This window comes from Dietzia sp. Die43 (assembly GCF_024519835.1).
Classification (GTDB): domain Bacteria; phylum Actinomycetota; class Actinomycetes; order Mycobacteriales; family Mycobacteriaceae; genus Dietzia; species Dietzia kunjamensis.
The window spans coordinates 25663-47827 of sequence record NZ_JALJRF010000003.1; the positions used below are offsets into that span (position 1 = coordinate 25663).

General features: G+C 71.1%; 21 protein-coding genes and 1 tRNA gene. 12 read left to right on the forward strand and 10 right to left on the reverse strand.

The features are described 5' to 3' along the window. Positions 1 to 3: 3 nt before the first annotated feature. From NR111_RS02985 to NR111_RS02995, 3 genes are read right to left on the reverse strand one after another with little or no spacing between them, the layout of a single operon-like run. Positions 4 to 513 carry a DUF2771 family protein gene (locus NR111_RS02985; protein ID WP_256819856.1) on the reverse strand — a complete coding sequence of 170 codons (510 nt, stop codon included), beginning with the start codon at positions 511 to 513 and terminating at the stop codon, positions 4 to 6. Beyond that, positions 510 to 1901 carry an MFS transporter gene (locus NR111_RS02990; protein WP_119193209.1) on the reverse strand — a complete coding sequence of 464 codons (1392 nt, stop codon included), beginning with the start codon at positions 1899 to 1901 and terminating at the stop codon, positions 510 to 512. Before NR111_RS02990 ends, NR111_RS02985 begins: the two co-directional genes overlap by 4 nt. Beyond that, positions 1894 to 2790: a glutaminyl-peptide cyclotransferase gene (locus NR111_RS02995; RefSeq protein WP_096907333.1), complete on the reverse strand. Its 897-nt coding sequence runs from the start codon at positions 2788 to 2790 to the stop codon at positions 1894 to 1896. Before NR111_RS02995 ends, NR111_RS02990 begins: the two co-directional genes overlap by 8 nt. Before the next feature lie 58 nt (positions 2791 to 2848). On the opposite strand from NR111_RS02995, the gene NR111_RS03000 reads away from it, so the two are divergent. Continuing rightward, entirely contained in the window at positions 2849 to 3799 is a 951-nt protein-coding gene (locus tag NR111_RS03000) for a DUF3027 domain-containing protein (protein ID WP_256819974.1), read from the forward strand. A 5-nt stretch (positions 3800 to 3804) separates the two neighbouring features. On the opposite strand, the gene NR111_RS03005 is transcribed toward NR111_RS03000, so the two are convergent. Beyond that, positions 3805 to 4074 (reverse strand): DUF2530 domain-containing protein, encoded by a 270-nt coding sequence (locus NR111_RS03005; RefSeq protein WP_119193208.1) that lies wholly within the window; start codon positions 4072 to 4074, stop codon positions 3805 to 3807. A 76-nt stretch (positions 4075 to 4150) separates the two neighbouring features. Between NR111_RS03005 and NR111_RS03010 the strand changes: the two genes are divergently transcribed. Beyond that, positions 4151 to 5620, forward strand: coding sequence for an NCS2 family permease (locus tag NR111_RS03010; protein ID WP_067712674.1), 1470 nt, complete (start codon positions 4151 to 4153; stop codon positions 5618 to 5620). Positions 5621 to 5647: 27 nt separating this feature from the next. Beyond that, positions 5648 to 6484: an RNA methyltransferase gene (locus NR111_RS03015; RefSeq protein WP_256819857.1), complete on the forward strand. Its 837-nt coding sequence runs from the start codon at positions 5648 to 5650 to the stop codon at positions 6482 to 6484. Between the two features lie 28 nt (positions 6485 to 6512). Here the strand turns inward: NR111_RS03015 and NR111_RS03020 are convergent, their stop codons facing one another. The 3 genes from NR111_RS03020 to serC form a co-directional block, all read right to left on the reverse strand. Continuing rightward, positions 6513 to 7433 (reverse strand): hypothetical protein, encoded by a 921-nt coding sequence (locus NR111_RS03020; RefSeq protein WP_185951314.1) that lies wholly within the window; start codon positions 7431 to 7433, stop codon positions 6513 to 6515. 8 nt (positions 7434 to 7441) lie between these two features. After that, complete coding sequence (sepH, locus tag NR111_RS03025) at positions 7442 to 8422, reverse strand: septation protein SepH (RefSeq protein ID WP_256819858.1); 981 nt, start codon at positions 8420 to 8422, stop codon at positions 7442 to 7444. A gap of 179 nt (positions 8423 to 8601) precedes the next feature. Beyond that, positions 8602 to 9726, reverse strand: coding sequence for a phosphoserine transaminase (gene serC, locus NR111_RS03030; protein WP_206474517.1), 1125 nt, complete (start codon positions 9724 to 9726; stop codon positions 8602 to 8604). Between the two features lie 84 nt (positions 9727 to 9810). On the opposite strand from serC, the gene pdxH reads away from it, so the two are divergent. The 4 genes from pdxH to NR111_RS03050 all read left to right on the forward strand — a co-directional run bounded on the left by pdxH (position 9811) and on the right by NR111_RS03050 (position 12858). Further along, positions 9811 to 10476: a pyridoxamine 5'-phosphate oxidase gene (gene pdxH, locus NR111_RS03035; protein WP_256819859.1), complete on the forward strand. Its 666-nt coding sequence runs from the start codon at positions 9811 to 9813 to the stop codon at positions 10474 to 10476. A 148-nt stretch (positions 10477 to 10624) separates the two neighbouring features. Further along, positions 10625 to 11914, forward strand: a complete 1290-nt coding sequence (locus NR111_RS03040) for a citrate synthase (protein ID WP_096905937.1) — start codon at positions 10625 to 10627, stop codon at positions 11912 to 11914. 31 nt (positions 11915 to 11945) lie between these two features. Further along, positions 11946 to 12302, forward strand: coding sequence for an FKBP-type peptidyl-prolyl cis-trans isomerase (locus NR111_RS03045; RefSeq protein ID WP_067712656.1), 357 nt, complete (start codon positions 11946 to 11948; stop codon positions 12300 to 12302). A gap of 169 nt (positions 12303 to 12471) precedes the next feature. Then, entirely contained in the window at positions 12472 to 12858 is a 387-nt protein-coding gene (locus NR111_RS03050) for a hypothetical protein (RefSeq protein ID WP_256819860.1), read from the forward strand. A 60-nt stretch (positions 12859 to 12918) separates the two neighbouring features. Here NR111_RS03050 and NR111_RS03055 read toward each other — a convergent pair whose 3' ends face one another. Together NR111_RS03055 and NR111_RS03060 are read right to left on the reverse strand one after the other, a co-directional pair. Then, positions 12919 to 14835, reverse strand: a complete 1917-nt coding sequence (locus tag NR111_RS03055) for a propionyl-CoA synthetase (RefSeq protein ID WP_256819861.1) — start codon at positions 14833 to 14835, stop codon at positions 12919 to 12921. 62 nt (positions 14836 to 14897) lie between these two features. Then, positions 14898 to 16424, reverse strand: a complete 1527-nt coding sequence (locus tag NR111_RS03060) for an acetyl-CoA carboxylase carboxyltransferase subunit alpha/beta (protein ID WP_256819862.1) — start codon at positions 16422 to 16424, stop codon at positions 14898 to 14900. A 95-nt stretch (positions 16425 to 16519) separates the two neighbouring features. Here NR111_RS03060 and NR111_RS03065 point away from each other — a divergent pair, with 95 nt between their 5' ends. From NR111_RS03065 to NR111_RS03085, 5 genes are all read left to right on the forward strand, one after another. After that, entirely contained in the window at positions 16520 to 17266 is a 747-nt protein-coding gene (locus NR111_RS03065; protein WP_256819863.1) for an enoyl-CoA hydratase, read from the forward strand. Between the two features lie 217 nt (positions 17267 to 17483). After that, positions 17484 to 19067, forward strand: coding sequence for a substrate-binding domain-containing protein (locus NR111_RS03070; RefSeq protein ID WP_256819864.1), 1584 nt, complete (start codon positions 17484 to 17486; stop codon positions 19065 to 19067). A 266-nt stretch (positions 19068 to 19333) separates the two neighbouring features. Next, complete coding sequence (locus NR111_RS03075; protein WP_067712641.1) at positions 19334 to 19624, forward strand: DUF485 domain-containing protein; 291 nt, start codon at positions 19334 to 19336, stop codon at positions 19622 to 19624. Next, the gene (locus tag NR111_RS03080; protein ID WP_256819865.1) at positions 19624 to 21243 is read left to right on the forward strand and encodes a cation acetate symporter; all 1620 of its coding nucleotides are present in this window, start codon (positions 19624 to 19626) and stop codon (positions 21241 to 21243) included. Before NR111_RS03075 ends, NR111_RS03080 begins: the two co-directional genes overlap by 1 nt. A 135-nt stretch (positions 21244 to 21378) precedes the next feature. Next, positions 21379 to 21939, forward strand: a complete 561-nt coding sequence (locus NR111_RS03085; RefSeq protein ID WP_067712632.1) for a hypothetical protein — start codon at positions 21379 to 21381, stop codon at positions 21937 to 21939. A gap of 37 nt (positions 21940 to 21976) precedes the next feature. Here NR111_RS03085 and NR111_RS03090 read toward each other — a convergent pair. Then, positions 21977 to 22052 (reverse strand) — tRNA-Arg (locus tag NR111_RS03090). Between the last annotated feature and the right edge of the window lie 113 nt (positions 22053 to 22165).

The window sequence follows — 22165 nt, forward strand, 5'->3', positions numbered from 1 at the left end:
GGATCAGTCGTCGTAGGTGAAGCGCACCGACCACTCGCCGTTGAGGATCGACTCCGACCCGTCAGCGGCATAGACGATCGCGACCGCACGGATGGCGAGGCCCTCGATCCGGCCCGCCTCCGGGGTGGTCACGGGCACCAGCAGCTGGCCCGGCCCGCCGGCCTCGACGGTGTAGTCGCGGGAGCCGTCGGCGCGGATCTCGTAGACGTCCATCGTCGACGCACGCAGCTCTCCGGGCAGCCGGACGGTGAGGATGTCCTCATCCTGCACCCGGAACTCGCCGACCGGATTGGTGAAGGTGTTCCCGTCCAGGTCGGTCGCGGTGAACGGCAGCACGGTCACCTGGCTGCGATCGCTCGCGACGGTCACCTCGGGTAGTGCACCGTATCGGGCCTCCGAACCCTGCCAGGCGCCGACGATCGCGGCGATCATGATGATCATCCACGCCGCGATCGCCCAGGTGATGGGACGGATACGGGAGCCGGTCGACGGGGTCTCGTTGCGGGAACTCACTCCCTCATTCTGCCGAGGGGCCGGGTGTCGGCCACACCCGGGTCGCGCGGCGGGCCCGGGAAGCGCGGCCTGTTGCCGCCTAGGCCGGGGACGAGGGTCGACCCGCGGCCGGTCAGGTGCGATTGCGCGAACATCAGGGCGCCGACCACGGCGATCACCGAGAACCCCACGGTGAAGTCGGTCGGCAGGAGGACGCCCAGTGCTCCGCCGAGGACCCACGCCACCTGCAGGGCGGTCTCGGAGCGACCGAAGGCCGAGGAGCGTGCGGCGTCCGGGATGTCCGTCTGGACCGACGCGTCGAGGGCGACCTTGCCCAGGGCGCTGCACACCGCCGCGACGAGCGCGAGGACGGCCGCGGCCCAGATGGTCCCGAGGAACGCGGCGACGACGGCCGTCGCCAGGGCCGCCCCCGCGGCCGTGCCGGCGATCCGTTCGGGCCGGCCCAGCGGGAGCCGCGCACCGACGGCGTTGCCGGTGAAGGTACCCAGCCCGCCGGCGGCGCCCGCCATCGCCAGGAGGCCGGCCTGCTCGATCGCGGTGGCGTCCTCCTGGGCCTTGGCCATGAACGCCAGGAACAGGGTGAGGAAGCCGGTCATGAAACGCAGGAGCGACACCGCCCACAGGTTCGCCAGGACGTTCCTGCCCAGCGGCCGCGTGAGGACCGCCCGGAGGTCACCGGTCAGACTCGGGCCCCGCTCCATCCGCAGGGTGGCGGACTCCTCGTCCCGGGACGCCTCGGCGTGCGCGGGGATGGTCACGGCGACGTAGGCCGCGACGAGGGCGACCGCTGCGAGCAACCACAGGGCGGCGTCGGAGTCCCACAGCCATGCCACGGCGCCGGCTGTCGCCCCTGCGATGAGGCTGCCGCAGACGTGCCCCAGCACGGTCAGGCGGGAGTTGGTGCGGACCAGGTCCAGGGTCGGGGGCAGCACGTGGGGGGTGATGGACGCCTTGACGACGCCGAACGTCTTGGACAACACGAGCATGCCCAGCGCGAGGGGGTACAGGAGCCAGGAGTCGAAGTTCAGCGCGAGGACCACCGCCAGCACCGCACGCAGGGTGAACGTCAGTGAGACGGTGAGACGTCGGCCCCGGTGCAGGCGATCCAGCGCAGGGCCGATGACCGGCGCGATCAGTGCGAACGGCGCGACCGTGACCAGGAGATACAGCGCCACGCTGGCGCGGGACTCCGCGGTCGCGGCGGAGAAGAACAGGGTGTTCGCCAGGGCCACGGCGAGAATCGCGTCGCAGGCGAAGTTGGCGACCGTGACGTAGCTGAGCGGAGCGAGCCCCGAGCGGTCCGCGCCGTCGGCGTGGAAGACCCGGCGCACGCCCCGTCCGGCGGAGGAGACGGCGCGGCGCGCGGGTCCGGTGTGACGCTCACCCAACGAGGCGCACCTCGTACATGGTCGGCCACAGCTTGCCGGTGAGCAGGACGTTCCCGGAGTCCGGCAGCGCCGCGATGCCGTTGAGCACCGCATCCGGGTCCGCGGGCCGCGGTTGCTGGAGCTGCCCGGCGTCGTAGATCGCGGTGACCTGCCCCGTCGCGGGATCGATCCGCACGATCTCGTCGGTCATCCACACGTTCGCGAGGACCGAGCCGTCCGCACACTCCAGCTCGTTGAGCCGGGTGACCGGCGTGCCCCCGGAGGTCACCGACACGCGTCCGGTCGGCTCGAAGGTCGTCGGGTCGCGGAAGGTCAGGGTGTCGGAGCCGTCGCTCATCACCAGCGCCGTGCCGTCGGAGCACAGGCCCCAGCCCTCGCCCTCGTACGGGACCTCGGAGCGCACCTCGAGGGTCTGCGGGTCGCGGTTGTGGGCGATGCCCTTCTGCCAGGTGAGGGTCCACAGGGTGTCGGGGGTGACGGCCAGGCCCTCGCCGAACTCGTCCCCCGCCATGGCGACGGTCACCGCGGGCTCGCCACCCCCCAGCGGTCGACGCTGGACCACGGAACTGCCGACCCGCCCCGTCGACTCGTAGATCTCGTCGCCCACCACCTGTAGCCCCTGGGTGAACAAGGACGGGTCGTGCTCGAGCGTGCGCACGACCTCCACCGAGCCGCGCGCGGGTTGCGGGTCCGACGGCCCGACCGGCACCCGGGGGGCCGCCGAACTCCCGGCGGCCGAGCCGGCGGGGACGCTCGACGAGGCCAGGGAAGCGCCGGCGGAGGTGGTGGCGGGCGGTGCTCCTCCGTCGTCCGAGGAACACGCCGTGAGTGCGGCGACGAGGCTCAGGGACACGACGAGGGGGCCGACCGGGCCGAGGGCGCTGCGCATGCCCCCCAGGATGCCGCACGACGGGCCGGGCCGTGACCTCCACGCGGAGATGCGCATAATGGGAGGGGTGAACACCGAGGTAGGCACGGATCAGGGGTCGGATTTCGACGGCGCGCTGCGTGAGCGGCTGGCCTCCGGCGTCGACGTGGCCCGGTCGGCGGTCGAGAAGTTCGCCGCGGAGGGTGTGGGGGAGCACCTCGGCAGCACCGTCGAGGCGGAGTTCACCACCACGCACCGGTTCGCCTCCGAGCTGCCCGGGTACCGAGGTTGGTACTGGGCCTGCGTCCTCGCGCTCGTGCCCGGTGGTGACCTGACCGTCGACGAGATCGCGCTCCTCCCGGGAGCGGACGCGCTGGTCGCCCCCGAGTGGGTGCCGTGGGATCGGCGCATCCGGCCCGGGGACCTCGGCGCCGGGGATCTGCTCCCGCCGCCCGAGGACGACGACCGGCTCGTCCCCGGCTACACGCTGAACGGCGACGACGAGCTGGACGACGCCGCGGGGCCGATCGGTCTCGGCCGACCGCATCACCTGAGCTGGGAGGGGCGGGCCGCCGCCGCCGACCGGTGGACGGTCGAGCGCGGACCGGACACCGAGATCGCCCGGGCCGCCAAGCACCACTGTGGGACCTGTGGGTTCCTGGTGCCCGTGGCCGGGTCCCTGGGCGCCCTGTTCGGCGTCTGCGCCAACGAGTTCTCCGCCGACGGGCAGGTCGTCCACCTCGAGTACGGCTGCGGCGCCCACAGCGAGGTCGAGATCCCCTCCGACACCGGGCCGGCTGTTGCCGACGCGTACGACGACGCCGCCGTCGACGTGGTGGTCCTGCCCCAGCAGCTCGCCGCGACCGCACGTGCCCGCTCCGCCGCCGATGACCGCACGGACGATCAGGCCGCGTCCGGCCACCCTGCGTCCGGCCACCCTGCGTCCGGCCACGCCGCGTCCGGTGCGGCCGCCCCCCACGAGGGTGGGGACGCCGAGACGCCTGTCGACGAGCCCACGTCCGCGGACTGACCCGCTCAGTCCAGGTCGTAGTCCAGGCCCTGTTGGGCACCCGCGCTGCCGCGTAGTACGGCCCGGCGCTGCAGTGCGTAGACGACCGTGCCGACCGCCCCGACGCCGACGCCGACCGCGCCCAGGATGACCGAACGCATGTCGACCTCCTCCATGAGCATGTGGGCCAGGAGGGCCAACGTCCACGCCAGGGTGCCGATGATGACGACGGGTCGGGGGTCCAGCAGGTAGGCGGGAATCCGGGGGACCCCCGGGTCTGTCGACTCGTCCGTCATGACCGCGACGCTACCGCAGGCGGCGGGGCGGTTACTCTATGACGGTTCCTCACCCACAGCTCAGGAAGGTCACCAGATGTCGCAGAGCACCGGGGCCCCGTCGCAGCCCCCCACCAAGGTCGGGGCGCTCGATCGCTACTTCAAGATCAGCGAGCGCGGCTCGACGGTGTCCCGCGAGGTCCGCGGCGGGCTCGTCAGCTTCTTCGCGATGGCCTACATCATCATCCTCAACCCGCTGATCCTCGGCTCGGGCACCGACGTCGAGGGCAACCAGCTGTCGATCGTCGAGATCGCCGCGGTCACCGCCTTCACGGCGGGCGTGATGACCATCGCGTTCGGTGCGATCGCGCGGTACCCCTTCGCATTCGCCACGGGCCTGGGGATCAACTCGCTCGTCGCCGTCACCATCGCGCAGCAGGTGACCTGGGCCGAGGCCATGGGCCTGGTGGTCATCGAGGGCATCATCATCGTGATCCTCGCCGTCACCGGGTTCCGCACCGCCGTGTTCAACGCGGTGCCCGGCGAGCTCAAGGCGGCCATCGCCGTCGGGATCGGCCTGTTCATCGCGATGGTCGGTGTCGTCGACTCCGGTTTCGTCCGCCGCCTCCCGGACGCGGCCGGCACCACCGTCCCGGTGGGGCTGGGCATCAACGGGTCGATCGCCTCGTGGCCCACCTTCGTCTTCGTCGTCGGTCTCCTGCTCTGCGGAATCCTCGTCGCACGCCAGATCCGCGGCGGCCTGTTCATCGGCATCGTCGTCACCGCGGTCTTCGCGGTGATCGTCGAGGCCCTCGCGGACGCGGGCCCGTCCTTCGTCGACGGTGAGCCCAATCCGACCGGCTGGGGCCTCGCGGTCCCCGGCATCCCCGATTCTCTCGGGGGCATCCCGAACCTGTCGCTGATCGGCCAGGTGGACCTCATCGGCGCGTTCGTCCGCATCGGGCCGCTGGCCGCGGGACTGTTCGTCTTCACCCTGCTGCTCGCCAACTTCTTCGATGCCATGGGCACCTTCACCGGCCTCGGCAAGGAAGCCGAGCTCATGGACGACAAGGGCAACCTGCCCAACATGAAGGCCGCGCTGGTCGTCGAGGGATTCGGTGCCGTCGCCGGCGGTCTGACCTCGTCGTCGTCGAACACGGTGTTCCTCGAGTCCGCCTCCGGCATCGCCGAGGGAGCCCGGACGGGCCTGGCGAACGTCGTCACGGGCGGGTTGTTCCTGCTGGCGATGTTCTTCACCCCGCTGTACGAGGTCGTCCCGGTCGAGGCCGCCGCGCCCGCGCTGGTGATCGTGGGTGCGCTGATGATCTCGCAGATCAAGGCGATCGACCTGACCAACTTCGCGGTCGCGCTACCGGCGTTCCTCACGATCGTGGCGATGCCGTTCACGTACTCCATCGCCAACGGCATCGGGATCGGTTTCATCGCCTGGGTCGTCATGGCAACGGCCACCGGCAAGGGCCGCACCGTGCACCCGATCCTCTGGATCGTCGCGGTCGCGTTCGTCGTGTACTTCGCGATCGGTCCCATCACCGACGCGCTGGCCTGACCGGCCGGCGGGAGGAGCGACCGAACCGTGCACGTCGTCGACGTCTCCGACCCCGCCGACCCCAGGCTGGACGACCTCCGCGACCTCAACAACTCCGACCGGCGGCCCGACCTGCCCGGCGGGCGGGGACTGGTGATCGCCGAGGGCACGTACGTCGTGGGCCGCATGCTGCTCTCGCGCTTCCGGCCACACGTCCTCCTGGGTACCGACGCGCGGTTGCACCAGTTGCGCAGGGAGGCCGCCGCCGAGGGGTGGGACGCCGACGAGCGCGCGGGCGACGCGGTGTATCTGCGCACCACCAAGGACGTCCTCAGCGAGGTGATCGGCTTCCGGTCCAGCCGCGACATCCTCGCCGCCGCGGACCGGCCCGCACCACTGCCGGTCGAGGAGGTGCTGGACGGCGCGCGGACGCTCGTCGTGCTCGAGGGCGTCAACGACCCCGAGAACCTCGGCGCGATCTTCCGCAACTGCGCTGCCCTCGGGGTCGACGGCGTGCTGTTCGGGGCGGCGGCCGGGGACCCGCTCTACCGGCGGGTCGTGCGGGTGTCGATGGGACACGTGCTCCGCCTGCCGTTCGCCCACCTGCCCGGCACGCCCACCACCTGGCAGCGTTCGCTCGAGGGCCTGCGGGAGCGGGGCTTCCGGACCGTCGCCCTGACGCCGTCCGCCGACACCCCGCTGTCCCGGGCCGTCGACGCCGACAGGGTGGCGTTCGTGCTCGGCGCGGAGGGCCCGGGGCTCACCGAGCACGCGATGCGTGCCTGCGATGTGCGGGCCGCGATCCCCATGACCGACGGCACGGATTCGCTCAACGTCGCCACCGCCGCGGCGGTCGCGTTCTACGAGCGGTCCCGCCGGGACTGACCCGCTCGCGACGGGCCGCGTCGACCCGCTAGCGGGATCCGCCGTCGCGACGGCGGCGGGACACCGAGTCCGCGCCCCGGCGCACGGCGTCACCGACGAGGCCGGCGATGCTCCGTATCCGGCCGCCGCGCGCACCCCCGCCCGGCCCGCGGGATCCGGAGGGGAGCCGCTCGTAGTCGTCGTCGGCGTAGGGGGAGGGCCCGCCGGCGGCGCTGTCGCCATCGGCGTCCGTGTCGGACCCGACGCCGGCGGCACGCCTCGCGGCCGCGTGGAGCTCGGCGCGGCCCGGCATCCCCACGACGTGCAGTGCCGGCCCGGAGAGCGGGGTGTGCTGGCGTACCTCGCGGCGACCGTCGGTGGCGAACCCGTGGACCGGCACGTCGAGCCCCCCCGGCTCCAGGTCGAAGCCGAGCCAGTCGCGGTGGGCGGCGTGGAGGAGTGACGATGGCGAGAACGGCAACGCCAGGGGGGTGTCGGTCGCCGTGTCGAGCGGGAACTCGCCGGCCCAGTAGGGCCTCTCGAACGGCAGGGGCATGCCCTCGTCCTCGACGATCCGGTCGTCGGCCCCAGCGAACGCCCGCACGAGCCGCCCCGACTCCCACCGGGCGAATCCGCTCACCCCGTCCTCGGCATCCTGGGCGAACAGCAGGATGGTGGGCGCCTCCACCAGTTTCAGCCACGACTCCGGGGTGGCGGACGGCGTGATGGGCCCCTCCATCGGGGTCTGGACGACGGTGAGTCCCGGGAACGAGCCCACGTAGATCTCCCCCGGCCCGGCCGAGGCCGAGCGGTTGAGCGGGAACGCGCCCAGGGACGCCACCGTGACCGTGGGGAACAGCCGCGACAGCAGACGTCGCGCGAAACCGGGGTCGGACGGTTGTCCCGCCCGGATCGGTGCGGCGGGATCATCCGTGGCGAGATACCAGAAGGTTGCGACGTGGTGTCCCATGACCGGACTCAGTCGTCCTTACCGCGGACCCCGAGCAGGACGTCCTCCCACGAGGGCATCGTGGGATGACGGCGCGAGTGGCGTCGTTCGGGTTCGGTGGGCGTGGGCTGGAGGAAGTCCTCGTTGTCGGTGTTGTCGTTGTCGTCGTCGTCGTCGTCGTTGTCGTTGTCCTTCCCGCCTCGCACCCCCGCGGGGCGCGAGGCGCCGGACGTCGGCTCCGACCGCCCGGACGCCACCGGTCCCGTCCCCGCGGGAGGGGCGGATGCGGCGGGGGTGGACGGTCCGGCTGGTGTCGACGATCCGGCTGGGGTGGCCGGCGCGGCGGACGGCGCGGGGACCGCGCGGATCGGCGGCGGGCCCGGCGGCAGCGGGGGAGGAGACGAGACCGAGCGCAGCGCCGTCGCGCGCGAGGGGTCGAGGATGTTCTCGGCCTCGTCGTCGAGGGCCCGGGCCGAACCGCCGTGCGAGTCGGGGACGAACGACCACGTCGCACTGGCGTCGTCGGACAGGCCCGCCGGCCAGGAGGTACGGACGACCCACCCACCGGACCGGTCACGCCAGGCGTCCCAGACGACCAGGTCCGGGTCCACGCCACGGCGGTCGAGGGCGGCACCCACCCGGTCGGCGAGCGTGTTGAGGGCCGGGCCGTCCGGCAGCACCGGATGGGCGCCCTTGGCCATGTCGGCGGCGTTGGCGCGTTCCAACAACACCGGCACGGCGAACCCCTGGATCCGCGACAGTGACACGCCGGCGTCGGCGGCGACCTCCTCCGGGGAGGCGCCGTGCCGGATGCGGTCCTGGATCTCGCGGGGGCGCAGCGTACCGGTCACGGGAGCCCGACCGGACCCACCGCCGGGCACGAACTCACCACGGGCGGCCGCCCGCAGACGATCATCGAGTGGCAGGGAGAACTTCTCGCCGGAGTCCGGGACCTCGCATTCGACGACCGACGACTCGGTGTCCACACCGACGATCCTCAGCTTCCGCATGCCGCCTCCTCGACTCCTCGCGGTCCCGTGGGCGGCTCGAGGGGTCGAGTGGCGCGCACCCGGGTCCTGGGCGTTGATCCACATGGTAGGTCAGCACAGCCCACCCGGCGCGCGGACGGGCCGGGTGGGCTGCGGAAAACTGCAGACGATGCTGCGCGGGTGGCCCCGGAGGACGCCGATCAGGCGAGCTGGCCGACCACGTGGTCGATGCAGCGGGTCAGCTGCGTGACGTCCTCCGGCTCGATCGCCGGGAACATGCCGATGCGCAGCTGGTTGCGGCCCAGCTTGCGGTACGGCTCGGTGTCGAGGATGCCGTTGGCGCGCAGCGTCTTGGCGACCTTCGCGGCGTCGATCTTCTCGTCGAGGTCGATGGTGCCCACGACCTGCGAGCGGTGGGCCGCCTCGGTGACGAACGGGGTGGCGTAGTCGCTGGCCACGGCCCAGTCGTAGAGGCGCGAGGACGAGTCCTTGGTGCGCGCGACGCACCAGTCCAGACCGCCCTGGGAGTTCATCCACTCGATCTGCTCGGCGAACATGATCAGCGTGGCCACGGCCGGGGTGTTGTACGTCTGGTTCTTGCGCGAGTTGTCCACCGCGGTCGGCAGGGACAGGAAGTCCGGGCACCAGCGGTCGGTGGCGGCGATCTCGTCGACCCGCGCGAGCGCGGCCGGGCTCATGATCGACACCCACAGGCCACCGTCCGAGGCGAACGACTTCTGCGGGGCGAAGTAGTAGACGTCGGTGTCGGCGATGTCGACGGGCAGTCCGCCGGCGCCGGAGGTGGCGTCGATCGCCACCAGCGCGTTGTCCGAGCCGGCCGGGCGGCTCACGGGGAGCATGACGCCGGTCGAGGTCTCGTTGTGGGCCCAGCCGATGAGGTCGACCGACGGGTCCGAGGTCGGCTCGGGGGCCGAACCGGGCTCGGCGGAGATGACGATCGGGTCGGCCAGGAACGGCGCACCGCCGGTGACCTTCGCGAACTTCGACGAGAACTCACCGTAGGTCAGGTGCAGCGACTTCTCGCGGACCAGGCCGAAGGCGGCGGCGTCCCAGAACGCGGTGGTGCCGCCGTTGCCCAACACCACCTCGTAGCCGTCGGGCAGGGAGAACAACGAGGACAGGCCGTCGCGCACGCGGCCCACGACATCCTTGACCGGGGCCTGCCGGTGACTGGTGCCCATCACGGTGGTGGCGGCGTCGGACACGGCCGCGATCTGCTCGGGACGGACCTTGGACGGGCCGCAGCCGAAGCGGCCGTCGGCGGGCTTGAGGTCGGCGGGGATGGTGGGCAGCTGATCGCTCATGCTCTTGGGGTGCCGTTCGGTCGGGGTGTGGGACGTGGTCCATCGTAGTCCGGCCCGTCCGTGGCCCGGAGTACCGTCTGGGTCATGGAGGAACCCGCCCTGGAACCGACCGATTTCGACGTCATGCGGGTCGGGTACGGCCTGCATCCGCGGTTGGACGTCGCCGACCTCGACGACGGGTGGCTGCCGCTGTTCACCGCGTGGTTGGAGGAGGCGGGTCGCCGAGGTGTCCGTGAGCCCAACGCGATGGTGCTCGGCACCGTCGGTGCCGACGGCCGGCCCTCGACCCGGACGGTGCTGTGCAAGGGCGCCGACGAGCGGGGGGTGACGTTCTTCACGACGACGACGTCCCGCAAGGGTGCGCAGTTGGCGGAGACCGGGTACGCGTCGGTGACCTTCCCGTGGCTGGTGGCCGAGCGCCAGGTGCACATCGAGGGCCCGTGCCGTCTCGTCGACCGGGCGGACAGCCTCGACTACTGGCGCACGCGGCCCCGGGGGTCGCAGGTCTCGGCGTGGGCTTCGGAGCAGTCCCGACCGGCCGAATCCGTCAAGGAGCTGGAGTCGCTGTACGCGACCGCGGAGCGGCGACTGGCGGGCGTCGACGAGATCCCCATGCCGGACAGATGGGGCGGGTTCCGGCTGGTGCCCGAACGGGTCGAGTTCTGGCAGGGCGGTCCGGACCGCTTCCACGACCGCGTCGAGTGCCTCCTGGCGGGGGAGACGTGGACGGCCCGCAGGCTCCAGCCCTGACCACCCGCGTCCAGACAGGCTGTGGGGCCGTGGGGGGAGCGTCTGAGAACTCCCTTCGAACCGTGGTCCGCCCTCACGGTAGGGTGTGGCACAGCACATTCGTGGCGGGATTCAGGCCGCCGGGACCAGTCGTCGGAGAGGGAATCGCGTGACCGCAGGCTCGAACGGTTCGGACCGCAATGCAACACTGTCCTACCCCGGCGGTGAGCTCGAACTCGATGTGGTGGAAGCGACCTGCGGAAGCGACGCGGTGCAGCTGGGTTCCCTGCTGGCGAAGACGGGGATGACGACCCTGGACGTCGGGTTCGTCAACACCTCCGCCTGCACCTCCTCGATCACCTACATCGACGGCAACGAGGGCATCCTCCGTCACCGCGGGTACCCGATCGACCAGCTCGCCGACAACGCGTCCTTCCTGGAGGTCTCGTACCTGCTCATCTACGGTGAGGACCCCACGGAGGCCCAGCTCGCCGAGTTCACCGAGAAGGTGCTCGCCGAGACGACGCTGCCCGGCCAGATGATGCCGCTGCTGCAGGCCTTCCCCCGGGACACCCACCCGATGCCCGTCCTGTCGGCCGGCGTGAGCCTCTTCGGGACCCACGGTGACGACCTGGACATTGACGACCCCAAGGCCGTCGACCTGGCCACCGCCCGACTCCTCGGACGCGGCCCGACCCTGGCCGCCGCGATCGAGCGCATCCGGGGCGGCAAGGACGCCATCGACCCGGACCCGTCGCTCGGGTACGTCCGCAACTTCCTGCGGATGACGTTCGGCCCGGACTACGAGGTCACTGACGAGGTCGCCGACGCCCTCGACATGCTCCTCGTGCTGCACGCCGATCACGAGCAGAACTGCTCCACCTCCACCGTCCGCATGGTCGGTTCCTCCGAGGCCCCGCTCTACGCCTCGATCACCGGGGGCATCAACGCGCTGTACGGTCCGCTGCACGGTGGCGCCAACCAGGCCGTGCTGGAGATGCTCGAGCGGATCGACTCGGAGGGCGGCGACGCCACCGACTACATGGACCGGGTCAAGAACAAGGTCGACGGCGTCAAGCTGATGGGCTTCGGCCACCGCGTCTACAAGAGCTACGATCCGCGCGCGCAGATCGCCAAGAAGCACGCGCACGCGCTGCTGTCGCAGAGCAACGACCCGCTGCTCGAGATCGCGCTCAAGCTCGAGGAGACGGCGCTCGCCGACGACTACTTCGTCGAGCGCAAGCTCTACCCGAACGTGGACTTCTACACCGGCCTGATCTACCGCGCGATGGGCTTCCCGACGGAGATGTTCACCGTGCTGTTCGCGCTCGGCCGTATGCCCGGGTGGATCGCGCACTGGCGCGAGATGCGCGAGGATCCGTCCACCAAGATCAACCGCCCGCGTCAGGTCTATACCGGCCCGGCCGAGCGGAGTTTCACCCCGATCAGCCAGCGCTGAACCCGGGAACCTGACTCCAGGAGGAGACACCATGGACAAGCCCGAGATCGACATGCCGACGGGCCCCGCGCCCACCGACCTCGTCGCCGAGGACATCACGGTGGGGGACGGTGCCGAGGCGGTCGCCGGCGGCAACGTCACCGTCCACTACGTGGGGGTCGACTACGAGACCGGTGAACAGTTCGACTCCTCCTGGGACCGCGGCGAGTCCATCACCTTCCCGCTCAACGGCCTGATCCAGGGTTGGCAGGAGGGGATCCCGGGGATGAAGGTCGGCGGTCGCCGCCAGCTGGTGATCCCGCCGGACAAGGCCTACGGCACCTCCGCGGCGCTGCACCCGCTCGGCGGCAAGACCCTGGTGTTCGTCATCGACCTGCTCAACGCCTGAGCCCTCCTCCCGTAGCCGGGAGACCCGATCGCCCCGTCCTCCCCACGGAGGGCGGGGCGATCGGCGTCGAGGGGACGGTTCGCCCCGACGTGCGCGCACGACAGCGGGATTGAGTAAAGTCTTTTCTTATCGACGGTGATCAGCGCCGTCCCAGTAGGAAAGAGCCCCCATGACCCAGCCCGTCCGTCGCGCCCTCGCCGCCGTCTCCGCCACTGCCTTCGCCGCCGCCGGCCTGGGGCTCGCGGCCCCTGCCGCCGCCACGGCCGCGCCCCGCGTCGAGACCGTGTCCGGGGCCACGTATGTGAGCTTCGACGACCTCGCGCCGGGGCAACTCGACACCGTCGAGGACCTCGCCGAGCAGATGAACCTGATCTTCCCGGGTGACCAGGAGGTCGTCTTCGTCATCGACAGGAAGGGCCCCCGCTCCGCGATCGGGGTCTACGGGCCCTCGCGCGGCGGGATCTCCCTGGCGGTCGAGTGCGACCCCGCTGTCGACACGTGGGAGTCCCATCTCGCCGGGTCCTGTCAGGGCAACGAGGAATCCCTCCTGGACTGACGGCTGCGGAACGGGAGTCCGAGCCCGCCGGCCTCCCGCGGCGGCGGGCGGGCTCGGACCCTATCCCTGCGGCCGCAGGAAAGGCGCCAGCGCGTCCAACACGGCCGGGTCCTCGATCGTCGAGGGCACCACCACGTCCTGCTGTCCGTCGGCGATCTGGCGCATCGTCTTGCGCAGGATCTTGCCCGAGCGGGTCTTGGGCAGACCCTGCACGACCGTGCAGTCCCGGAACGTGGCCACCGCACCGATCTCCTCACGCACCATCGCCACCAGCTCGGCCCGCAGCTCCTCGGGGTCCCGGACCTGGCCGGACTTGAGGACCACGTACCCGACGGGCCGCTGGCCCTTGAGCTCGTCCCTGACCCCGATCACGGCGGCCTCCGCCACGGCGGGGTGGGTCGCGATGACGGCCTCCATCGACCCGGTCGACAGGCGGTGGCCGGCCACGTTGATCACGTCGTCGGTCCGGCCCATCACGTAGACGTAGCCGTCGGAATCGATGTACCCGCCGTCCCCGGTCGAGTAGTACCCGTCGAAGACCGACATGTACGAGGAGACGAACCGCTCGTCGTCCTCCCACAGCCCCGCCAGCGTCCCCGGTGCCATGGGCAGCTTGATCGCGAGATTGCCCTCCTCGCCCGCGGGCAGCGGGTTGCCCTCGCCGTCGAGAACGTGCAGGTCGTACCCGGGCACGGCGACGGTGGGCGAGCCCGCCTTGATCGGCATCGGCTCCAGACCGCGCAGGTTGGACGCGATCGGCCACCCTGTCTCGGTCTGCCACCAGTTGTCCACCACCGGCGTGCCGAGCTTGTCGGTGGCCCACTGGTAGGTGTCGGGGTCCAGGCGCTCACCCGCGCAGAACAGCGTGCGCAGGGAGGACAGGTCGTACTTGTCGACCTCGGCGCCCTCCGGATCCTCCTTGCGCACCGCGCGGACGGCGGTCGGGGCGGTGAACAGTGCGGTGGCACGGTGCTCGGAGACGACCCGCCAGAAGGCCCCGGCATCCGGCGTGCCGACCGGTTTGCCCTCGTAGATGATGGACGTCGCGCCGATCAACAACGGTGCGTAGACGATGTACGAGTGGCCGACCACCCAGCCCACGTCCGAGGCGGTCCACCACACCTCACCCGGCCGGACCCCGTAGACGTTCCACATCGACCACGCGAGCGCGACCGCATGGCCACCGTTGTCCCGTACGACGCCCTTGGGCAGGCCCGTGGTGCCGGAGGTGTAGAGGATGTACAGGGGATCGGTGGCCTTGACGGGCACCGGGGCCGCCCGCTCGGACGCGGCGACGGCGTCATCCCAGTAGCTCCAGGTGGTGCCCGGCGTCTCCGGGAAGGTCTCGTCGGGGAACTGCTCGTGGCGCGGGGCCACGATCACGGCACCGGGGGTGTGCCGGGTGAGTTCGAGAGCCTTGGTCACCATGGGGAAGTACGGCACCTTGCGGGTCGGCTCGATCCCGCCGTGGGAGGTGACGATGACCTTCGGGCGCGCGTCGTCGATACGAATCGCCAACTCCGGGGCGGCGAAGCCCCCGAAGACGACGGAGTGCACCGCACCGAGCCGGGCACACGCGAGCATCGCGACGGCCGCGCGGGGAACCATGGGCATGTAGATGACGACCCTGTCGCCCCGCCCGACGCCCTCGGCGGCCAGCGCTCCGGCGAACTCCTCGACCCGGTCCAGCAGCTGGGCGTAGGTGATGGTCTCCTTCACCCCGGTCACGGCGGAGTCGTAGATGAACGCGGCCTGGTCCCCTCTGCCCGCCTCGACGTGGCGGTCCACGCAGTTGTAGGAGGTGTTCAGCTCCCCGTCCGGGAACCAGCGGTAGAACGGCGGGCGAGAGCGGTCGACCGCCGTGGTCGGAGGCGTGGTCCAGTCGATGTCCGCCGCGACGTCGAGCCAGAACGCGTCGGGATCGCTGATCGAGAGCCGGTGGGCGGCGGCATAGGACGAGGCGGTGGAGTCCGACATCGGGAGTTCCCCTCACAGGTGGGAGCGTGCCCGCCGGCCGGGCCGACGGGCTGTGACAGGACTCACTCTAGTGGCAGGCCGAGCTCCCGATACCTCATCATCCGCTCGGCATACCTCCGCTCAGGGGGGCGCCTGCGGACCTCGAGGAGGGCCGCGGCGACGGCATCGGCCATCCGGTCGCAGAAGGAATCCGGTTCGTCGGCGGCGTCGGGCCTCTCCGGGACCACGACGTCCACGATCCCGGCTCCCAGCAGGTCGGCGGAGGTGATCCCCTGCGATCGGGCGACCTCCGGCGCCCGGGAGGTCTCGTGGTGGAGGATGGCGCTGGCGCCCTCGGGCGGGAGCGGTGCGAGCCACCCGTGCCGTGCACACAGGACCCGGTCGGCCGGGAGCAGCGCGAGGGCGGCCCCGCCGGTGCCCTGGCCGAGTATCACCGAGACGGTCGGGCTGGACAGCGTGACCAGGTCCGCGAGGCTCCGGGCGATCTCCCCCGCGAGGCCGCCCTCTTCCGCCTCCCGGGACAGCGCGGCCCCCCGGGTATCGATGAGCAACACCAACGGAACGCCCATCTCCGCCGCGATCCGCATCCCACGGCGGGCCGACCGCAACGCGGACGGACCGAGCGGGCTCGTCTCGTTCTCCGCATCGCGGTCCTGGGCCAGGACGACCGCGGACTGGCCCCGGAAGCGCGCCAGGGAGAGCAGGAGGGACCCACTGTCCTCTCCCTGCCCCGTCCCCGACAGCGGGACGCGGATGGGTGCGACCCGGTCGAGGAAGGCGCGGGCCCCCGGGCGGTCGTGCCGGCGGGACCGGGTGATGGCGTCCCAGGCGTCGGGTGGGGTGCCGTCGTCGGGCTCCGGCTCGGGCACGGGGCCGGGCGGTGGGGCCGGCTCGTCGTCGGAGGGCGGGTCCTGGCACAGCACCTGCAACGTCCGCGCGGTGAGGTCCCGCAGGCCCTCGGGCGGGAGGACACCGTCGATCATCCCGCGGCGTGCGAGGTTCTCCGAGATCTGGACGCCGTCGGGGAAGGGGGCCTCGTAGAGGGCCTCGTACACGCGGGGTCCGAGGAACCCGATGAGAGCTCCGGGTTCCGCGACGGACACGTGCCCCAGTGAGCCCCAGGACGCGAACACGCCGCCGGTGGTGGGGTGGCGCAGATAGACGAGGTAGGGCAGGCCAGCGGTCTTGTGTCCCGCCACCGCGGCCGAGATCTTGACCATCTGCAGGAATGCGATCGTGCCCTCCTGCATCCGGGTCCCACCGGAGGTGGGGGAGGCGAGGATGGGCAGGCCCTCGGCGGTCGCCCGTTCGATCGCCGAGACGATCCTCTCGGCGGCGGCGATCCCGATGGAGCCGGCGAGGAAATCGAACTCGCACGCGATGAGCACCACGCGTCGACCCAGCAGGGTTCCTTCGCCGGTGATGACGGACTCGTCCACTCCCGATTTCTCCGCCGCCCGCCGCAGGGAGTCCTCGTACCCGGGCACCGAGTCCACGTGAGGCGGGCGTACCGGAGCGCCGTCCCACGGTCGGAACGAACCGTCATCGAGGACCAGGTCGAGGATCTGCAGTGCTCCCGTTCGCGCCATGACCGCATCGTACGGTGGGGGCGACTACCAGCCGGTATCCTCGGCGCAGGGGTGCGCCGCCGCACCCCCCGTCCCGCAGAGGAGGCCCCGTCGCCATGATCGTCACCCGCAGGGACGGCGCAGTCGTCGTCGTCACCATCGACCGTCACGAGACCCGCAACGCCCTGGACGCCGAGGTGTGTACCGCGCTGCGGGAGGCCGTCGAGGCCGCCGGGGCGGAGGCCGAGTCCGAGGATCCGGTCCGGGCGATCGTCATCACGGGCGCGGGAACCGCGTTCTGCGCCGGGGCCGACCTGTCCGGCGGGGTGTACAACTCGGACTTCTACGACTGCCACGCCGGGATGCTCCGGGCCGTCGAATCGGCTCCCGTGCCGGTCATCGCAGCCGTCAACGGACCGGCCGTGGGCGCCGGTGTGCAGCTCGCCCTGGCCGCGGATCTCCGGGTGGTGGCACCGGGCGCGGTCTTCGCCGTCCCGGTCGTCAAGGTGGGGCTGGCGCTCGACAACTGGACGATCAAGCGGCTCGCCAACGTCGTCGGCGGCGGGCACGCCCGCTCGGTCCTCATGACCGCCCGCCCGGTCGGCGCGGAGGAGGCGGCCCGGATCGGCCTGGCGAACGAGATCGGTGACATGGATTCGGCGATGGAGCTCGCGGCGGAGCTCGCCCGCTCGGCGCCGCTGAGCCTGAGGCATATCAAGACCGTCATCAACGACGACGACGCCCGGCTGCTCCCGCGGGACGAGCACACCGAGCTCCAGCTCCGGGCCTGGGGCAGCGAGGACATGGCCGAGGCCCGGGCCGCGCGCGCCGAGAAGAGGCCCCCCGTCTTCCGCGGACGCTGACGCGCCACACCAGCGGTGCGGCGCGCCGCGGCGGCTCCCACGTGTCGGCCCCACGTGGACCCCGGCCCGGGTACGATTCCAGCGCCCGACCCGGATCCGCCTGACGTGGGCGTCCGGCGTGGCCCCGGGTAAATGACATCCAGGGGGAACGCCAGCGATGGCCAGGCACAGTGCGTCGCCGCAGAGTGGGAATCCGACGGCCCGCAGGGTCGTCCTCGTGGGAGCCGCGCTCCTCGCGGTCGTGCTCGTCGCGGTACTGGTGCTCGCCGGGCTCTCCCGGGCCGGTGTCGGTGGATTCTGTGGAGACGACCTCCGGATCAGTGTCGCCGCCGAGCCCGAGATCGCCGACCACGTGGATGCCCTGGCCGAGGGTGCCGACGGGTGCTATTCCTTCGAGGTCGCCCCTGTCTCGTCGGCTGACCTCGCCGGGCGTGTCGCCTCCCGTGAGGCGCTCCCCGACATCTGGGTCCCGGACTCGGCGGTGCGGCTCGCGCAACTGTCGCGGGACGTGCAGATCCCCTTCGACACGGTGGTGAACTCGCTCGCGTCCACCCCGGTGGTCATCGCGTCCCGCGACACCCCGGTCGACATGTCCACGTGGACCTCCGCCCTGGCGACCCCGGGACTGATGATGGGCGATCCCGTCCGGTCGGGCATCGCGGACGCGCCGATCCTCGCCGCCGCGTCCGAGGTGGAGATCATGCGGTCGACCGCGGACGCACTGGGCGCGTCCATGGCGATCCTGGCGCAGGGGCAGATGAGCCGCATGGAGGTTCCCCCGACATCGCGCGAGATGCTGGACAGGGTGGTCTCCGGGGGCGGCGCGACGATCGTGACGGAGCGTGAGGCCGTGCTCGCCCGTCGTGAGACCCCGGACGCGGGACTCCAGATCGCCGCTCCCGCCACCGGGGCGGTCTTCCTCGGGTACCCGCTGGCGGTGACCACCCAGGACCCGACCCGGCGAACCGAGGTCGCCGGTGCCGCCGAAGCACTCCGCGACGCCACGGCCTCGCCCGCCCACCGCGACGGCCTCTCGGCGGACGGTTTCCGGAAAGCGGACCGCGCGCCCCTCGCGGACGGGGCTGGGGTGGGCGAGATCGAGATGCTCGTCGTCCGCGACCCCGACCGCCTCCACGGCGTCCTCCGACGGTGGCGGGTGTTGGCGATGCCCGGGCGGTCCCTCGTCCTGGTGGACACCTCGGGATCGATGGGATTCGGGATACCGGGCACGGACCGGACCCGGATCGAGGCACTGGTCGCCACGGCGGGCGCCGGCCTCGGGCAGTTCCCCGACGACGCGGCTCTCGGGCTGTGGGCGTTCGGCGGGGCCGCCGGCCGGGATGGCAGGCCCTACGCGGAGGTCGCGCCACTCCGACGACTCGACGAGGCCGGCGCCGACGGTTCGCACCGGGAGGCCCTCGGCGGCGCGCTGGCGGCCCTGCCCGGTCTGGTGGGCGGCGGAACCGACCTCTACCGGTCCGTGCTCGACGCCTACGCCCAGGTGCGATCCGACTACGACCCCAACATGGTCAATTCGATCATCGTGATCTCCGACGGGGCCGACGACGCCACCTCGGACCTCGACGAAGGGGCGTTCCTCGCCCGACTACGCGACATGGTCACCCCGTCGCGCCCGGTGATCGTCGTGACGATCAGTCTGCTCGACGACGCCGCGTCGGGCACCCTGGCGGAGATCTCCCGGGTGACCGGCGGCAGCAGCCACGTCGCGCGGACGCCCGACGAGATCGTGCGGGTGTTCGCCGACGCGGTGGGCCGTCGCGGAGCGGCGCCCGGCGCCTGACCCCCTTAACCCCGGATAGAGGTGGCTGACCCCTCGGATGGGGGTGCGGCATCCTCCGGTTTCCAGGGAATCGACCGCGTTGCATGAGAGTCTCCGCCGAGAACTTGTGTTACGTGTCACACTTCCTCCGTCACTATCTGTGAGGCGCATCACTACAGGGGTGCGCTGATGAGAACCCGAAACGGAGGACCTCCGTGTCCCAACCAACTGATCCGCCGACGGGGGGCGCATCGCGGCGAACCCCGGGAACGGCGGAGTTCACGGCGATGCAGTCCAGCCCCGCCTTCCAGGAGTTGCGCAGCAAGTTCCGGGCGTTCGTCTTCCCCATGACCGTCGCCTTCCTCATCTGGTACTTCCTCTATGTCATCCTCGCCGTCTACGCCACGGACTTCATGGCCACGAAGGTCTTCGGAAACATCACCTGGGGCCTGATCATCGGGCTGGGGCAGTTCGTGACCACCTTCCTCATCACGTTCCTCTACATCCGGTTCGCCAACCGCGTGATCGACCCCCGTGCGGAATCCATCCGCCTCGAGCTGGAAGGTGAGGCTGTCTGATGGATTGGCTACTCAACATCAATGAACTCACGCCGGGCGAGCAGGTGGGCAGCACGCTGCTCAACATGGTCGTGTTCGGGATCTTCATCGTCATCACGATGACGCTCGTCCTGAGGGCATCCAAGTCCACGAAGTCGACGAAGGACTTCTACACCGGTGGGTCGAGCTTCACCGGTCCGCAGAACGGGTTCGCGATCGCCGGTGACTATCTGTCGGCGGCATCCTTCCTCGGCATCGCCGGCGCCATCGCGATCAACGGCTACGACGGCTTCCTCTACTCGATCGGATTCCTCGTCGCCTGGCTCGTCGCCCTGATGCTCGTCGCCGAGCTGATGCGCAACACCGGCCGGTTCACCATGGCCGACGTGCTCAGCTTCCGCCTCAACCAGCGGCCCGTCCGGATGGCGGCGGCCCTGGCCACCCTCGCGGTGTGCCTGTTCTATCTCATCGCCCAGATGGCGGGCGCGGGTGGCCTCGTCGCCCTCCTGCTGAACATCAACGACTCCACGGGGCAGGCGATCGTCGTCGCGGCCGTGGGGCTGCTGATGATCGTCTACGTGCTGGTCGGCGGCATGAAGGGCACGACCTACGTCCAGATGGTCAAGGCCGTCCTGCTGGTCAGTGGCGTCCTCATCATGTGCCTCATGGTTCTCATGGCCGCCCGCGGCAACTTCTCCGCGCTCCTGGGTGAAGCCGTCGCGAACTCGGGCAAGGATCTGCTGCAGCCCGGTCTGCAGTACGGCGCCACCGAGACCAGCAAGCTGGACTTCGTCTCGCTGTCGATCGCGCTCGTCTTCGGTACCGCCGGCCTGCCCCACGTGCTCATGCGCTTCTACACGGTCCCCACCGCCAAGGAGGCCCGCCGGTCCGTCACCTGGGCCATCGCCCTCATCGGCGGGTTCTACCTGTTCACCCTCGTGCTCGGCTTCGGTGCCGCGGCGATGGTCGGACCGGAGGTCATCGAGGCCGCGCCCGGTGGCGTGAACTCGGCGGCACCACTGCTCGCGTTCGCCCTCGGCGGTGAGATCTTCCTCGGCATCATCTCCGCGGTCGCCTTCGCGACGATCCTGGCGGTGGTGGCGGGGCTGGCGATCACGGCGTCCGCATCGTTCGCCCACGACATCTACAACGGCGTCATCAAGCACGGAAAGGCCACCGAGAAGTCGCAGCTCCGGGTCTCGCGGATCACGGTCGTCGTGATCGGGCTCCTGTCGATCGTCATGGGTATCGGCGCCATGGGGCAGAACATCGCCTTCCTCGTCGCCCTGGCCTTCGCGATCGCCGCGTCGGCGAACCTGCCGACGATCCTGTACTCGCTGTTCTGGAAGCGGTTCAACACCACCGGCGCCCTGTTCTCGATGTACGGCGGGCTCATCAGCACCCTGGTGCTGATCGCGCTCTCGCCGGCGGTCTCCGGTGGCGAGAAGTCGATGATCACGGGCGTCGACTTCTCCCTGTTCCCGCTCTCGAACCCGGGCATCGTGTCGATCCCGCTGGCGTTCCTGCTGGGCATCGTCGGCACGTTCATCGGGAAGAAGGACGAGTTCCCGGAGAAGCGGGTGGAGATGGAGGTCCGTTCCCTCACCGGTGTCGGTGTGGAGAAGACCATCGCTCACTGACGTCTCCTCGGCGGGCCCACCACCACAGGCCCCCGCCGGGTCCGCCCGGTCGTCCTCGGACGACCGGGCGGACCTCGTCGTGGGCCGGGAGGGACTACCCTCAGTGGGCACCACACCGATTCGGAGGCGGTAGAGATGTATCCCGGACAGGACGACCAGACCCGACGCATGGGGCAGCAGCCCGACTCGCGTGCCTACTCGCGGATGGGCGACGACCAGGCCTACGACCCCGCCTATGACGACGGCTACGGAGCCGACGGGGGATACGCCGCCGCGCCCGCGGCGAAGCGCCGTGGCCCCGCCCTCGATGTGGGCAAGTTCGCCGGCAGCGTGGTCGCGACCGCCCTTGTGGCGGCCATCGCCGGATGGCTGATCGCATGGATCGTGGAAGCGGTGTTCGCGCGTTTCGGCCACCAGTGGGCCAACGGCGGGAACACGCCCACGATGTACGCGGTCTACGGGGCCGTCGCCGCGCTCCTCGCCGGGCTGCTCTGGTACCTGCTGCTCGTCGGCACGGCCAACCCCCAGCAGTTCTACTCCTGGACCGTCGGGCTGCTCATCGTCGCCGCCGTGGCGCTGCCGCTGCTGGTCACGGTGCCGTTCCTCGACGGCCTGGCCGCCGCGATCGTCCACCTGTTCATCGGGTTGCCGATCCTGGCGCTGACCAGCGCATTCTCCGCCACTCTCCGGCGATGACGCGCCTGCGGCGGCCGTGACGGCCGGCCGCTGTGGGTGGTGCCCCCGAGAGGAATCGAACCTCCGACACCGGCTTTAGGAGAGCCGTGCTCTATCCACTGAGCTACGAGGGCGGGAACCGGGGAGAGTCTAACCGATGGGCGGGGGATCGTGATCGCCGACTTGGAGTGAGTGGTCCCGGCCGGTAGTCTTGACCGTCGGCGTCCATGTCGTCCCCTGGTGGGGC

Coding starts and splice junctions, on each gene's coding strand:
- NR111_RS03020 (WP_185951314.1), bottom strand. CDS start 7,433: ATGGGACACCACGTCGCAACCTTCTGGTATCTCGCCACGGATGATCCC.
- NR111_RS03005 (WP_119193208.1), bottom strand. CDS start 4,074: ATGACGGACGAGTCGACAGACCCGGGGGTCCCCCGGATTCCCGCCTAC.
- NR111_RS03065 (WP_256819863.1), top strand. CDS start 16,520: ATGATCGTCACCCGCAGGGACGGCGCAGTCGTCGTCGTCACCATCGAC.
- NR111_RS03075 (WP_067712641.1), top strand. CDS start 19,334: ATGCAGTCCAGCCCCGCCTTCCAGGAGTTGCGCAGCAAGTTCCGGGCG.
- NR111_RS03050 (WP_256819860.1), top strand. CDS start 12,472: ATGACCCAGCCCGTCCGTCGCGCCCTCGCCGCCGTCTCCGCCACTGCC.
- NR111_RS02995 (WP_096907333.1), bottom strand. CDS start 2,790: ATGCGCAGCGCCCTCGGCCCGGTCGGCCCCCTCGTCGTGTCCCTGAGC.
- NR111_RS03060 (WP_256819862.1), bottom strand. CDS start 16,424: ATGGCGCGAACGGGAGCACTGCAGATCCTCGACCTGGTCCTCGATGAC.
- NR111_RS03045 (WP_067712656.1), top strand. CDS start 11,946: ATGGACAAGCCCGAGATCGACATGCCGACGGGCCCCGCGCCCACCGAC.
- NR111_RS03000 (WP_256819974.1), top strand. CDS start 2,849: ATGGGAGGGGTGAACACCGAGGTAGGCACGGATCAGGGGTCGGATTTC.
- NR111_RS03080 (WP_256819865.1), top strand. CDS start 19,624: ATGGATTGGCTACTCAACATCAATGAACTCACGCCGGGCGAGCAGGTG.
- sepH (WP_256819858.1), bottom strand. CDS start 8,422: ATGCGGAAGCTGAGGATCGTCGGTGTGGACACCGAGTCGTCGGTCGTC.
- NR111_RS03085 (WP_067712632.1), top strand. CDS start 21,379: ATGTATCCCGGACAGGACGACCAGACCCGACGCATGGGGCAGCAGCCC.
- NR111_RS03055 (WP_256819861.1), bottom strand. CDS start 14,835: ATGTCGGACTCCACCGCCTCGTCCTATGCCGCCGCCCACCGGCTCTCG.
- NR111_RS03010 (WP_067712674.1), top strand. CDS start 4,151: ATGTCGCAGAGCACCGGGGCCCCGTCGCAGCCCCCCACCAAGGTCGGG.
- pdxH (WP_256819859.1), top strand. CDS start 9,811: ATGGAGGAACCCGCCCTGGAACCGACCGATTTCGACGTCATGCGGGTC.
- serC (WP_206474517.1), bottom strand. CDS start 9,726: ATGAGCGATCAGCTGCCCACCATCCCCGCCGACCTCAAGCCCGCCGAC.